The organism is Janthinobacterium sp. NKUCC08_JDC, assembly GCF_019345575.1.
GTDB classification, from domain to species: Bacteria; Pseudomonadota; Gammaproteobacteria; order Burkholderiales; family Burkholderiaceae_D; genus Janthinobacterium; species Janthinobacterium aestuarii.
The window spans coordinates 1,240,146-1,253,236 of sequence record NZ_JAHKQW010000001.1; the positions used below are offsets into that span (position 1 = coordinate 1,240,146).

Consider the following 13,091-nt stretch of genomic DNA (forward strand, 5'->3'; position numbering starts at 1 on the left):
CCGCCGGCCTGTCCAGGCAAGGCCGGCAGCCTGGAAAGGCACCGGCCATGCCCGCTTCCCCTACCCCCTCTTCCACCTCGCCCGACACGCCGCTGGAACTGCCGCAACTGCTGGCCTGGCTGCAGGAAGACGGCTTGCTCGATGCGGTGCAGGCGGCCGCCATCGGCACCCAGGCCGCCCTGCTGCCGGCGCCGGCCCTGCATCCACTGTGCAGCATCGCCCACGGCGCACTCACGCTCGACACCCTGTGCGCGTGGCTGGCGCAACGCTCGACCCTGCCGTATGTGCGCATCGATCCCCTGCACATCGATTTCAGCCAGGTGGCCGACATCATGACGGCAGGCTATGCGGCCCGTTTCAACATCCTGCCCGTGGAAAGCACGCCCGAGCGTATCGTCATCGCCACGGCCCAGCCGTATGCGCTCGCCTGGCAGGCGCAGCTGGGGAATCTTGCGCCACGCAAGCTGAGCCTGGTCATCGCCAACCCGCTGCACATCGCCGACGCCATCGCGCAATTTTTCAGCCTGGCCAGTTCCGTCAAGGTAGCCCGGCAGGCGTCCACGCAAGACCTGGCGCTGCGCCACAATTTCGAACAACTGGTGGAACTAGGGCGCAACAAGAGCAGCCTCGACGCCAACGACCAGCACGTCGTGCGCATCGTCGACTGGCTGTGGCAATACGCGTTTGCCCAGCGCGCTTCCGACATCCATCTGGAACCGAAGCGCGACGCGGGCCTCGTGCGCCTGCGCATCGACGGCCGCCTGCACCAGGCCTATCAATTGCCGCCCGTCGTGCTGCTGGCCATGACGGCGCGCATCAAGTTACTCGGGCGTATGGACGTGGTGGAAAAGCGCCGTCCGCAAGATGGCCGCATCAAGACGCGCAATGCGCAGGGCCTGGAAGTCGAACTGCGGCTGTCGACCTTGCCCACGGCCTTCGGCGAAAAGCTCGTCATGCGCATCTTCGACCCGGAAGTGGCCGTCAAGAGCCTGTTTGACCTGGGCTTTCCGCCGGCGGATGCCGAACGCTGGCGCCAGCTGACGGCGCGCACGCACGGCATCGTGCTGGTGACGGGCCCTACCGGCTCGGGCAAGACCTGCACGCTGTACAGCACCTTGAAGGCGCTGGCCAGCAGCGAAGTCAATGTGTGCACGGTGGAAGACCCCATCGAAATGGTCGAGCCGGCCTTCAACCAGATGCAGGTGCAAACCCAGGCCGGCATCGAACTGTCGTTTGCCGATGGCGTGCGGGCGCTGATGCGGCAAGACCCCGACATCATCATGGTGGGAGAAATCCGTGACCTGGCCACGGCCGAGATGGCCATCCAGGCGGCGCTGACGGGCCACCTGGTGCTGTCGACCCTGCACACCAATGACGCGCCCTCGGCCGTCATGCGCCTGCTGGAACTGGGCGTGCCCGCCTATCTGCTGGAAGCGTGCCTGATCGGCGTGCTGGCGCAGCGATTGCTGCGCTGCCTGTGCGCGGGCTGCAAACAGCTGGACGACGCCCCCGACGCCGCGACATGGCAACGCCTGACGGGCGGCCAGCTGGAGCGCCCGGCCGCCGGGTACCGCCCCGTCGGTTGCGCCCTGTGCCGGCACAGCGGCTACCTGGGGCGTGCCGGCATCTACGAACTGCTGAGCGTGACGGAAACGTTCGGCCAGCTGGTCAAGGCCGGCGCCGACCTGCACGCGCTGCGCCGCCAGAGCATCCTCGACGGCATGACGCCGCTGCGCATCGCCGGCGCGCGCAAAATCATCGATGGCACGACCAGCATCGACGAAGTGCTGAAACTCACGGCTGCCCTGCACTAGCAGGCCAGCACTTTCTCACAGGAATGCTTTGCATTCTTTTTCAACTGATATATAATGCGGCCTCTTTCGGGTCGTTAGCTCAGCTGGTAGAGCAGCGGACTTTTAATCCGTTGGTCGCAGGTTCGAATCCCGCACGGCCTACCACGAATGCGCAGTACTAAAAAGCCCATCCTCACGGATGGGCTTTTTTCGTTTCCGGCCCCCACGGTTATACTGGCACTTCGTCTTGCCAGCCCTGAAAGAAACGCATGAAACTTGCTGCCACCCTCCTCCTGGCCACCGCCTGCCTGTCCGCCCACGCGCAAACGCAAACACCGATCGTGCTCGACGGCCAGTACAGCGCGCGCACGGACGAGATGAGCTTGGAGATCATCGGCAAGCGCGTCTGCTTCGCGCCCGACAAGGCGCAGTGGGGCCGTCTGCCCCGGCCTGCCGCCACGCACGATGCGTGGTTCTGTTTTTCCAACGATGGCGAGGCGCGCCGGCTGCTGCGCGTGCCCGCACGCCAGACCGACAATTGCGGCTGGCAGGCGCGTGCGCGCATCGTCATCGACAGCTATCAGCCATATGTGGAGCAAGGCGACGGCAACGACATGGCGCGCCTGGCGTCGGTCATCAAAGTGGCGCAGCCGAACGCCATCGCCTGCGAGTAGTAAGTTTACCTACGCTAGTCCAGTTCGTATTCCTGCAGATAACGGGCAAACAGTTCCCCATCGGATAGCGGACACGCAAACCCCGCGCCCCAGTCGGCCAGCAGCAATTGCTCTTTCAAGGGCAGCAGCAATAGCTCGGGCATGGCGTCGCTGCACCACAGGTCGCACACGATGCCCTTGTCGTCCAGGCCGGCAAACAAGGTCTCCGTGTTCTCGCCGCCAAAGGCCAGCACGTTCTTGCATTCCACGCGGTAAGTGCTGTAGCCCGTGTAGACGGCGTCATACGGCGGCAAGGCGTCGGCCAGCGCCAGCCGCAGCTGTTCCATCGTGAGGCCCAGCGCACCCATCTGCGACGGCGGCGCCTCGGGCACGTACATCTGCGTCCAGCCGGCACCGCTGCGGTGCGCGTCGGCAAACGCCTCTTGCTCGCCCATCTGCGTCAAACAGTGCTGCAAGTTATCGAGCGGCAGCAGTTCGATCATGCAAAAATCGTCTTCGTGGTAGTACGCTTCCCGCATGTTTTAGTTCTCCAGCAAGTCTTGCAGTTGCACATTGCGCCGCGACGTCAGCCGGCCGGCCCAGGTCTCGCTCGTCACGGATGGATAGCGCACGGCGCCAAAGTTCATCCAGGCATCACGGTACGCGAGCCACAGGCGCTGGGTGGCGCGGATGCCATCCTTGCTCACGGCGCCCGCATGGGTTTGCGCCGGCTTTTTCATGAGCTTGCCGTAGATGGCGTTGAGCTCCTTGTCGAGCGCTGCAGCCTGTTCCTTGGACATGCTGGCCGGCAGCTTGCCCGCTTCGTACTCACGCAGATCGTGCGCCAGCAAATCGAGCTCGGCAGTGCGGGCGGCGATGCTCAGGGCGGCGCGCGCCGTGCCGCTCAAGTCCGTTTCATTGGCCGCACGCGCATCGGCAAACTTGCTTGCCGCCGCCTGCAGCTTTTGCAGCGACGCTTGCGCCACGGCCGGCATTGCTTCGCTGACTTTGGCTGTCGCCTGCCCGCGCACTCTTTGTTTCTGGCGCGCATCGATGGCGCTGCACACGCCCATCATGTAGCCGCTCGTGATGTCGTCGCACAGGTCGATCATGCCGCGTCCGCTGGCATTGATCTGCTGCAAGTGCTCGATACGGCCCCGCATCTCGGCCGGCGCCGCATCGATGCTGCACGCATACTTGAGCGCCAGCAACGGGTCTTTTTGCACGCCCTGTCCATTCTGGTACAGCATCATCAGGACGGCGCTGTTTTGCGTGGCCATGGCGCAATGGCGCACGGGACGCCAGTCGGCCGGCTTGGGCGAGGACATACTCTTGGTATCGTAATACAGGTCCGTTGCCTGGCATTGCTGCAGGGACGCCACGGCCGATGGCGCCGGCAGGTCGGCGGGCGGCGGCGCCGCATCCTTGACCTTCAAGCAGCCTGCATACCAGGCCGTGCTTTCCGCGTGACCGACGCCCATGGCGCTCGTGTTCGGGTAGGGAGCGGGTGCGGCGGCAAAAACCGGGGCCGCCAGCAGGCAGCTCGCGCCCAGCAATATCGTTTTCAATAAGGGTAGACTAATTTTCATGGCCGGCCAAAGGTAGCGTCAGTAAAAGAACAAGTTTAACTGATCAGCCATGGCGCACCCGCCCGATACGTTGCCATCCTGCTTGGTAAGTAACGGTACCCAGCCTTGGCAGTGCAGGAAAGCATGGGCAATAATGTTGCCCGCTGTACTTTTTTCACTACTCCGGACCACGCCCATGACCTCACCCCGTCTTCGCCGTTCCCTCGGCTCCCTGCTGATCGCAGCGGCCTGTGCCTCTCTTGCCCAGGCCGCCGATACCAAAGCCACCACCCCCGTTGCCGCTACGCAAACGCAGGCCAGACACGCCATTACGCATGAAGACGTGTGGCTGATGAAACGGGTGGGCGCGCCCGTCGCCAGCCCCGATGGAAAGTGGGCCGTGTTTTCCGTGGTCGACAGCGCCTACTCTAGCCAAGAGCAATGGTCGGACCTGTGGATCAAGTCGCTGCTTGACGACAGCCCCGCACGCCGCCTGACCTATTCCAAGGGCGGCGAAAGCGCCGTGGCCTGGTCGCCGGACAGCCGCCAGCTGGTCTTCGTTGCCAAGCGCGACGGCGATGACGCGGGCCAGATCTACCGCCTCGACGTGGCAGCCGGCGGCGAAGCGCAACGCCTGACCTCGCTCACCCTGGGCGCGCGCATGCCGAAATGGAGCCCGGACGGCAAGCAGTTGCTGTTCATCAGCGATATCTATCCAGGCAACAAGACGGAAGCCGACGTCAAGCAAAGCGCGAAAGAACGCAAGGAGCGCAAAGTCAGCGCCCGCTCGTATGAAACGACGGCACCGCGCTATTTCGACAAATGGCTGACCGACAAGCAGGTGCGCCTGTTCGTCGTTGATGCGCAAGCGGACGCCAAGCCGCGCGACATCCTGTCGGGCACGCAACTGGCCGCCCTGCCGGGCTTTGGCGGCGGCCAGGGCGACGAAGGACAATCACTGGACGCCGTCTGGACGCCGGACGGCAAGGCTGTCGTCTTCAACGCTGCCACCAACCGCGACGCGGCCCAGCGCGAAGCCGTCGTCTCGCAACTGTATCTGCTGCCCGTGGCCGGTGGCGAAGCGCAGCGCTTGACGCAAGACAAGCACAGCTATGGCAGCCTGAAATTCGCGGCCGACGGCAAGACCCTGTTCGCCTTGAGCGACGCGGAAACGCCAGGCAAGGTGTATGACGTGAAGCGCCTGGCCAGTTTCGCCTGGCCGATGAGCAACCCTGCCCCGACCATCCTGACAGCCAAGCTGGACCGTTCAATCTCCCGCTTCGTGCTGCCCGAAGGCGGCAAGCGCGTCATCTTCAGCTATGAACATGCGGGCCTGGAAAAGCTGTACTCGATCGATGCCAAGGGTGGCGACGTGCGCGAGGAGCCATCCTTGCCGACGGGTACCATCAACTCGCTGAGCAGCGGCGGCAAGGCCCTGGTCGGTGTGTGGGAGTCGTCCATCAACCCGCCGGAAATCTATGCCTTCAACGGCAAGCAGCCGAAGCGGCTGACGGCCTTCAACACGGACAAGGCCGATAAAATCGACTGGCAGGCGCCCGAGCACTTCTGGTTCACCACGGCCGACGGCCGCAAGATCCACAATATGCTCGTCAAGCCGGCCAATTTCGATCCGAACAAGAAATACCCGCTGTTTACCGTCATCCATGGCGGCGCGGCCAGCATGTGGCGCGACCAGTTCGTGCTGCGCTGGAACTATCACTTGCTGGCCAAGCCAGGCTATGTCGTGCTGCTGACCGACTACAAGGGTTCCACCGGCTATGGCGAGGAATTCTCGCGCTCGATTCAGTTCGACCCCTTGAAGGGCCCGGGCGATGAAGTCAACCAGGGCGTTGATGAAGCCATCAAGAAATACCCATTCATCGACGGCACGAAACTGGCCGCCGGCGGCGCCAGCTATGGCGGCCACCTGGCCAACTGGCTGCAGGCAACCACCACGCGCTACAAGGCCATCGTCTCGCACGCGGGCGAAATGGACCTGATCATGCAGTGGGGCACCAGCGATGGCGGCTTCGGCCGTGAAACGAATGCGGGCGGCCCCGTCTGGTCGAACTTGCCCGTGTGGCGCGACCAAAGCCCCATCATGCAAGCGGGCAACCACGAAAAAGGCACGGGTTTCACGACACCGATCCTGATCACCGTGGGCGAGCTCGACTACCGCGTGCCGGCCAACAATGCCTTGATGAACTTTGCCGTGCAACAGCGCCTGAACGTGCCGGCGAAATTGCTGGTGTTCCCGGACGAAAACCACTGGATTGTGAAGGGAGAGAACAGCCGCTTCTTCTATAGCGAGGTTGAAGGGTGGCTGGCTAAATACCTCAAATAAATACTGAAACGTTCTTGATAAACAGAAGCCAGGCTCCGCACACGCGGGCCTGGCTTTTTTCATGCCGCTTGCACGGCGGGCGCGGCCGCCTTCTGGCGCTGGATCGCCAGCACCAGCAGCGCGGCCACGAGGCAGGCGGCGCCGGCCGCGAACAGGGCCGGGTTGTAGGTCAGCATCAAGGTGCGGATGCGGCCCGCGCCATAGGCGGCCACGGCGGCGCCCAGCTGGTGGCCGGCGAAAATCCAGCCGAACACCATGCCCGCCCGCTCCCGGCCGAACGTGGCCCCCACCAGTTTGACGGTCGGCGGCACGGTGGCGATCCAGTCGAGGCCATAGAACATGGCGAACAGCGACAGGCCGTACAAGGTGAATTCCGAATACGGCAGCCAGAACAGCGACAAGCCCCGCAAGCCGTAATACCAGAACAGCAGTTTGCGGTTGTCATAGCGGTCCGACAGCCAGCCGGACAAGATCGTGCCGAACAGGTCGAACGCGCCCATCATGGCCAGCACGGACGCGGCCGGCACAGCGGACAGGCCCGAGTCGCCGCACAGGGAAATGAAGTGCGTCTGGATCAAACCATTGGTGCTGAGGCCGCAGATGAAGAAGGTGCCGAAGAGTATCCAGAAAGTGCGGTTCCCCGCCACGCTGCGCAGGATCACGAACGGCGTGGCAAACGTCATTTTTACTGCCGGCGCCACCACCAGGGGCGTGGCCGGGTCGGCGCCATACGGACGCAAGGCAATATCCTGCGGACGGTTGCGCATGCACAGGAAGGCCAGCACGGCGACGAGGGCGCAGGCGACGAACACGGGCATGACGGCCGTGCGCCAGCCGTAGTGCTCGATCAGCCAGGCGCCCACGGGCAGGAACAGCAGCTGGCCCGTGGCAGAGCTGGCCGTCAGCACGCCCACCACCAGGCCGCGGTGCGTCTCGAACCAGCGGTTCGCCACCACGGCGCTCAAGACCAGCGCCGTCATGCCCGAACCAAGACCCAGCAGGATGCCCCACAAGGCGACGAGGTGCCAGAACTGCGTCATGCGCGTGGCCAGCAGCATGCCGGCAGCGATCAAGCCCAGGGCCACGCAGATGACGTTGCGCAAGCCGAAGCGTTCCATCAGGATGGCGGCAAACGGCCCCATCAAACCGAACAGCACGAAGCGCACGGCCAGGGCCGAGGAAATCTGCTCGGCATCCCATCCAAACTCGCGGCTCAGAGGCTGCATCAACGCGCCCGGCAAGCCCAGCGCGGCGGACGAGGTTAATGCCGTGAGGAAAGTGATGGCGACGATGACCCAGGCAAAGTGCACGCCGCGCCGCTCCAGCCATTGCGAAAAGGGATAGGAAAGCATGCAGTCCTCATGAGAAAAAGTAGATGCCGATCAGTGCCAGCTGACGGGATTTTTCTCATGTTATATTATGATCGTAATTTATACAATCAAAAAAAACCCGGAGCCACACTGCTGCGTGCGGCTCCAGTCCTCGTTTTGAGACATGTGCGGAATGGGCTTATTTCACCTTCAAGCCATTCTTCACATCCGTCACGCCTTCCACGCCACGGGCCAGGTCGGCGGCTTTCTGCACTTGCGCCTGGGATGGCACGAAGCCGCTGAGCATGACGACGCCGTTGACCGTTTCCACGTGCACGTCGAGCGCTTTCAAGTCATTGTCCTTGACGAGGTCAGCCTTGATTTTCGTGGTGATGACGGAGTCGGCCACGGCCGTCTTGGTGCTGCCGGCCGCGTTGCGCGTCACGCAGGCGGCCTTGGCCGTCGCATCCATGGCGTCGCAGTTTTCCTTCGTCGTGGCGGGCGGATTCTGCGCCACGTTGGTGCCATCCCGGGCGCCCGTGTTGGCATCGGCCAGCGCCGCCGTTTTCGCCGCCTTGGCATCGTTCATGCACGATGTCTTGTCGGCGCCTGTGTGGTCGCCGCATTTGGCCTTGGCCAGGTCATACTCGGCATTGGCGACGTCCTTGCGGGCCTTGCCCAGTTCGCGCGGCGTGTTGCGGTATTGCGCCACGGCATCCGATTCGGCCTTGGCGCGCGCCACCTTGGCTTCTTCCACGCAGACCTTTTTCGCGTTGCCGCTCTGGGCGTCACAGGCGGCCTTGGCCTGCTTGTAGTCGGCCGTTGCCTTGTCCGTCAAACTCTTGTACGAGGCATCCTGCGCATACGCTGGCGTGGCGGCAAGCAGGGCGCTGGCACTGGCGGCCAGCATGAGTGCGATCATTTTGTTCATGATGGTTCCTCTCTGGTTAGTTGATGCCCAGATTAGACCCCTGCCGGAAGCAAAGCTCCGTGCGACAGCACACGCTGACCGTCCATTCACATAAAAATCATCGTTTATTTGTCGCCGCTCAAGCCTTTTCGCCACAATACTTGCGCCTGTTCAAATATTGAAGCGGACCCATCAAATACACCGGCGCCATCGGCCAGCGCCAGCCATGCCTGCGTGGCGTGGGAACCGCCTGCACCGCCGCCCGCAGCCTCGCCGCCATCGCGCACGCCGCGCATCCAGGCCAGTACATCCTGGTACTGCCCCGGGTGGCGCCCATGCATCCAGGCCAAGGCCACGAGGTCCGCATAGCCCTCTTCGCGGCGCGTCTCGCGCAACTCCTGCGCCAGCGGTGTCAACTTGCCCCGCTGCGTGCTGCGCGGCTCGACAAAGCCGCGTGGCAAGGCATGCCAGTCGCCCTGTGCATAGCGCTGGCAGTGGCCGATCTCATGCGCCGTCATCGCTTCCATCATCAGGCCGTGGCGCGCGGCCGGTACGCCCTGCAAGACACTGTCCGCCTGCGCATTGCCGCGCAAGGACAGCACCAGCTTGCAGCGTCCCGCTTCGTAGCCCAGCGCCAGCGGCACGGCGCCGGGCGCATCCTGCGGCTGCACGATGATATCGATGGGCAAGCCTTGCGCACGCGCAAACGCGATGACGGGTTGGCCCGCCTGCAGCCAGCGGGTTTCCAGATCGGTAAGCTGGGCGGCAGCCACGGCGGGCAAGGCAAGGGACACACTTAACAGCGGGAACAGTTTCAACATGGGATCAACAGGAGAAATGGGGATTTACTACTGCAGAGTAAGCGGTGAAAATATTTCCACAAGGAAAAACTGGCAACTTTTCATAAATAAAGACCAAAAAAAAACCGGCGCAGAGGCGCCGGCTTTCCAGACTGGTAATAATCAAAGTCAGCTTATTTCTTCGCCGCCTGGTCCAGCGCACGCGCCGTGACGAATTCCGGGCGGATATCGTTGGGCACGGCCTTCATCTTGTCGAGCGCCACTTGCACTTCGGGGCGGATGACCACGTACTTGCTCATCATGTCTTTCGCGCGCGCATAGTCGCCCGTCGCCTCGATGGTCAAAAATTCACGGTCCAGGTCGATCACGGCCTGCTTGATCTTGGAAAAATCGACGCCGAACTTGCCGTCGCCCAGCGAGACAAAGCCGCCCTTGTCGAGGATGTAATTCATCTGGATGGCCATGCCGCGCGCATGCGAATCCGTCAGGCCGAAATGCAGGGTGCGGAAACCGGAGGCGAGGAACGTGTTGTACAGCTTGCGCTCAGCCGCGTCGCCCTGGCCCAGGGTATCCTTGAGCTGCCCCTTGTCCATCATGTAGCGCAGCGCGAACAATCCCGTGATATCGGCCTTGGCTTCCTCAATGGTCGAATACGCTTCCTTCAAGTCCTGGCGCGGCGTCGATGGCTTGCCGTCGACGACGGTCGCGTGCGGGCCCAGGCCGTGCATGATTTCATGCGCGAGGATGTGCGTGAAGAAGGAATTGAAATCGACGTCCTGCTGCGCTTCGGGCGTCAGCACCAGTTTCGAGATCGGCGTCAGGGTGGCCTTGAACTTGGCTTCCTGCACGTTTTTCAACATGACGCGCTTGGAGCCGCGCGCGCTGATGATGCGCTCGTCGTTGGGCAAGTTGTAGGCAGCCGTCTGCACGGCCATGTTGCCGTCGCCGGCGCCATACACCTGGTTGACCACCACCATCGGCGCCAGCGCGCCCACCTTCGGGTTGCGGTACCGGGCGTCGAGCGGCAGGTTGTCTTCCAGTTCCTGCATGTGCTTGGCGAAGAAGTTCAGCTTTTGCGTTTCCGCCTGGTCGCGGATGTTCACGTACGCTTCGAACGCGGCCTTGTAGCCGAACAGCTCATCGTTATACGTCTCGTACGGGCCGATGGTGATGTCGACGGGCGAATCGAGGTCCATCCAGGCGAAATCGGACGGCAGATAGTCGTTGTCGAGAAAAGCCTTGGCGCGCAGGGTGAGGAATTTCTTCAGCGACGCGTTATCCGTGGCGGCGGCAGCTTCATCAAGAAGCTTGGCCAGTTGCTTGAGTTCCACCTTGTATTCGTCCGAATACTTGACGGTCTGATATTTTCCATCCTTGCCCGCGCGAATCGTCGTGAAGAACCATTGCGCCTGCTGCTTGTCGTCGGCCGAGAGGCCATTCATCCACGTTTCCAGGCTGGCCTTGGTGGCGCCCTGCGGATAGAAATTGCCTGCTTCCGGCTTATGCGCGGGAATGGCGATGCCGGCATAGCTGGCCGGCATGAACGAGGCATGCGCGTCGAGCACCGACCAGGGACCTTTATTGATCCAGAAATAGTTCAGACGGGCCTGTCCCAGCTTTGACCTATCCTTCTTCAGCGCTGCCCACAGCGCTTCATTGCCGGACCAGCGCTGGCGCAGCTGCAGCACGTCGACCAGCTTGGCCGCCTCGACCAGCTTGGCGATGGCCTGGCGGTCGCCAGCAGACAGGTGCGTGACATCGGCCGTCAGCGCGACGGGCGCGTAGCGGGCGCTCATGGCCGCCAGTTGTTGCGCGGTGGCCGGGGTGGCCGGCGTTGCGGCGCAAGCGCTGCCGACGGCGGCAGCCATCAGCAGGGGGAACAGGATACGTTTCATGGGGACCTCAGCAAACAATGTAAGGTCCCGATTGTAAACGAGCGCCGCTTAAAACTCTTCCCATGCGTCATCGGCGGGCACCTTGGAGGCCAGCTTTTTCGGTGCCGGCTTCGCTGCCGCCTTGAGGACCGGCCTGGCAGCAGTCACGGCGGCCGGACGCGGCGCCTGCAGCGGCACTTGCGAGTTGTCGAGCTTGAAGATGCTGACCACCTGCGACAGGCTGCCGGCCTGCGCTTCCAGCGACGCGGCGGCCGAGGCCGACTGCTCCACCAGCGCCGCATTCTGCTGCACCACCTGGTCCATCAGGCCGACGGCCTGGTTGACCTGTTCGATGCCGGACGACTGCTCGCGCGTGGCCACACTGATTTCGCCCATGATGTCGGTCACGCGCTTGACGCTGTCGACAATATCTTGCATGGTCGTGCCTGCTTCATCGACCAGGCGCGCGCCCGTGCCGACGCGCTCGACCGAGTCGTCGATCAGCGACTTGATTTCCTTGGCGGCCTGGCTGGAACGCTGGGCCAGGCTGCGCACTTCGGTGGCGACGACGGCAAAGCCGCGGCCCTGCTCGCCGGCGCGCGCCGCTTCCACGGCGGCATTGAGCGCCAGAATATTCGTCTGGAAAGCGATGCCGTCGATCACGCCGATAATGTCGACTATCTTTTTCGACGACTCGTTGATGGCGGCCATGGTCTGCACCACCTGCGCCACGACGGCGCCGCCCTTGACGGCCACACCCGAGGCCGATACGGCCAGCTGATTCGCTTCGATCGCGTGCTCGGCGTTCTGCTTGACGGTGCCCGTCAATTGCTCCATCGACGTGGCGGTTTCCTCGATCGAGCCAGCCTGCTGTTCCGTGCGGTTCGACAGGTCCAGGTTGCCGGCCGCGATTTCGCGCGAATTGGTGGCGATGGTCTGCGTGCCGGCGCGCACCTGGCTGACGATGGCCACCAGGCTGTCGCGCATGCCGCGCATGGCGTACAGCAAACTGTTGCGGTCGTTCGGCCCGGTAGTGATGGTCACTGCCAGGTTACCAGCGGCAATTTCACCGGCGATGGCGGCCGCGTAGTCGGGCTCGCCGCCGAGCTGGCGCAGCAAGCCGTGGCTGATGCGCCAGGCCGCGATGGTACCGATGGCGATCGCGCCCAGGCACAGCAGCACCATGAAGAAGAAAAAGCTGCGCGCCACCGTGCTTGCGCTGTCGGCCTGTTCGCGGCTCATCTTTTCTTCGAGGTCGATCAGCTGGTTGACGGACGCAAGCCAGCCCGTGAAGGCGGCGGCGCCCTGCTGCTGCAGCAAGGCGGTGGCGCCGGCCACATCATCGGCCAGGCGCAATTGAATCACCTTGGCGATGATCGGCTGGGCCTTCGCTTCACTGGCCTTGATGGCGGCCAGGGCCGTGCGTTCCGCTTCGGTCACGCCCTTGCCGCTGCCGATGATCTGGTCGAGCGGTGCGGCGGCCTGCGCGTAATTGGCGGCCAGCGTTTCGATGCGCGCGATTTCCGGCTTGGCCGACGCCGCGTCGGCCGCCAGCACCACGTCGCGCAGGGCGATCGCGCGGTCATGCACGCTGCCACGGAAATTGATCGCATGGCGCTGCTTGACGTTGTTGACGTCGCTGATACTGGTGAGGATGGCGTCGATCTTTTGCACGCGGTTGATGCCGAGTGCGGTAACGATGATCAGCAGCAACAGGACCAGGCCGAATCCCGTATAAAGCCGTGTGCTGATTTTGGTGCTTTGCATATCCGTCTCATCCATTCATTCATGAAAATGTCCAAATTCTTCATCACCATGATGTTGACATTTGGAAATAAA

Annotated in this window: 10 protein-coding genes and 1 tRNA gene; 4 read left to right on the forward strand and 7 right to left on the reverse strand. The window is 63.1% G+C overall.

Features of this window, described 5'->3' with window-relative positions; genetic code table 11:
• Window positions 1-47 precede the first annotated feature (47 nt).
• The 3 genes from KO538_RS05745 (at window position 48) to KO538_RS05755 (ending at window position 2,467) form a co-directional block, all read left to right on the forward strand.
• A complete protein-coding gene (locus KO538_RS05745; protein WP_219327669.1) occupies window positions 48-1,814 on the forward strand; it encodes a GspE/PulE family protein in 1,767 nt (588 codons plus the stop codon).
• A 68-nt stretch (window positions 1,815-1,882) separates the two neighbouring features.
• Window positions 1,883-1,958, forward strand: a tRNA-Lys gene (locus KO538_RS05750).
• Window positions 1,959-2,062: 104 nt separating this feature from the next.
• Entirely contained in the window at window positions 2,063-2,467 is a 405-nt protein-coding gene (locus KO538_RS05755) for a hypothetical protein (RefSeq protein WP_219327670.1), read from the forward strand.
• Window positions 2,468-2,481: 14 nt separating this feature from the next.
• On the opposite strand, the gene KO538_RS05760 is transcribed toward KO538_RS05755, so the two are convergent.
• Both KO538_RS05760 and KO538_RS05765 read right to left on the reverse strand, forming a co-directional pair.
• Complete coding sequence (locus KO538_RS05760) at window positions 2,482-2,985, reverse strand: hypothetical protein (RefSeq protein WP_219327671.1); 504 nt, start codon at window positions 2,983-2,985, stop codon at window positions 2,482-2,484.
• 3 nt (window positions 2,986-2,988) lie between these two features.
• On the reverse strand, window positions 2,989-4,035 hold the full coding sequence (locus KO538_RS05765) for a lysozyme inhibitor LprI family protein (RefSeq protein ID WP_083292512.1): 1,047 nt from the start codon (window positions 4,033-4,035) through the stop codon (window positions 2,989-2,991).
• Between the two features lie 175 nt (window positions 4,036-4,210).
• On the opposite strand from KO538_RS05765, the gene KO538_RS05770 reads away from it, so the two are divergent.
• The gene (locus KO538_RS05770; RefSeq protein WP_219327672.1) at window positions 4,211-6,358 is read left to right on the forward strand and encodes a S9 family peptidase; all 2,148 of its coding nucleotides are present in this window, start codon (window positions 4,211-4,213) and stop codon (window positions 6,356-6,358) included.
• A 59-nt stretch (window positions 6,359-6,417) separates the two neighbouring features.
• On the opposite strand, the gene KO538_RS05775 is transcribed toward KO538_RS05770, so the two are convergent.
• From KO538_RS05775 to KO538_RS05795, 5 genes are all read right to left on the reverse strand, one after another.
• Window positions 6,418-7,710 (reverse strand): MFS transporter, encoded by a 1,293-nt coding sequence (locus tag KO538_RS05775; protein ID WP_219327673.1) that lies wholly within the window; start codon window positions 7,708-7,710, stop codon window positions 6,418-6,420.
• A gap of 157 nt (window positions 7,711-7,867) precedes the next feature.
• The gene (locus tag KO538_RS05780; protein ID WP_034747429.1) at window positions 7,868-8,599 is read right to left on the reverse strand and encodes a BON domain-containing protein; all 732 of its coding nucleotides are present in this window, start codon (window positions 8,597-8,599) and stop codon (window positions 7,868-7,870) included.
• A gap of 104 nt (window positions 8,600-8,703) precedes the next feature.
• Entirely contained in the window at window positions 8,704-9,399 is a 696-nt protein-coding gene (locus KO538_RS05785) for a hypothetical protein (protein ID WP_219327674.1), read from the reverse strand.
• Between the two features lie 152 nt (window positions 9,400-9,551).
• Window positions 9,552-11,273 (reverse strand): hypothetical protein, encoded by a 1,722-nt coding sequence (locus KO538_RS05790; RefSeq protein ID WP_219327675.1) that lies wholly within the window; start codon window positions 11,271-11,273, stop codon window positions 9,552-9,554.
• Between the two features lie 48 nt (window positions 11,274-11,321).
• The gene (locus KO538_RS05795; RefSeq protein WP_257620162.1) at window positions 11,322-13,019 is read right to left on the reverse strand and encodes a methyl-accepting chemotaxis protein; all 1,698 of its coding nucleotides are present in this window, start codon (window positions 13,017-13,019) and stop codon (window positions 11,322-11,324) included.
• Between the last annotated feature and the right edge of the window lie 72 nt (window positions 13,020-13,091).

What these genes read in the sequence shown, in the direction of transcription:
- KO538_RS05785 (WP_219327674.1), bottom strand. Translation starts at nt 9,399, where the DNA reads ATGTTGAAACTGTTCCCGCTGTTAAGTGTGTCCCTTGCCTTGCCCGCC.
- KO538_RS05760 (WP_219327671.1), bottom strand. Translation starts at nt 2,985, where the DNA reads ATGCGGGAAGCGTACTACCACGAAGACGATTTTTGCATGATCGAACTG.
- KO538_RS05795 (WP_257620162.1), bottom strand. Translation starts at nt 13,019, where the DNA reads ATGCAAAGCACCAAAATCAGCACACGGCTTTATACGGGATTCGGCCTG.
- KO538_RS05765 (WP_083292512.1), bottom strand. Translation starts at nt 4,035, where the DNA reads ATGAAAATTAGTCTACCCTTATTGAAAACGATATTGCTGGGCGCGAGC.
- KO538_RS05755 (WP_219327670.1), top strand. Translation starts at nt 2,063, where the DNA reads ATGAAACTTGCTGCCACCCTCCTCCTGGCCACCGCCTGCCTGTCCGCC.
- KO538_RS05790 (WP_219327675.1), bottom strand. Translation starts at nt 11,273, where the DNA reads ATGAAACGTATCCTGTTCCCCCTGCTGATGGCTGCCGCCGTCGGCAGC.
- KO538_RS05770 (WP_219327672.1), top strand. Translation starts at nt 4,211, where the DNA reads ATGACCTCACCCCGTCTTCGCCGTTCCCTCGGCTCCCTGCTGATCGCA.
- KO538_RS05745 (WP_219327669.1), top strand. Translation starts at nt 48, where the DNA reads ATGCCCGCTTCCCCTACCCCCTCTTCCACCTCGCCCGACACGCCGCTG.
- KO538_RS05780 (WP_034747429.1), bottom strand. Translation starts at nt 8,599, where the DNA reads ATGAACAAAATGATCGCACTCATGCTGGCCGCCAGTGCCAGCGCCCTG.
- KO538_RS05775 (WP_219327673.1), bottom strand. Translation starts at nt 7,710, where the DNA reads ATGCTTTCCTATCCCTTTTCGCAATGGCTGGAGCGGCGCGGCGTGCAC.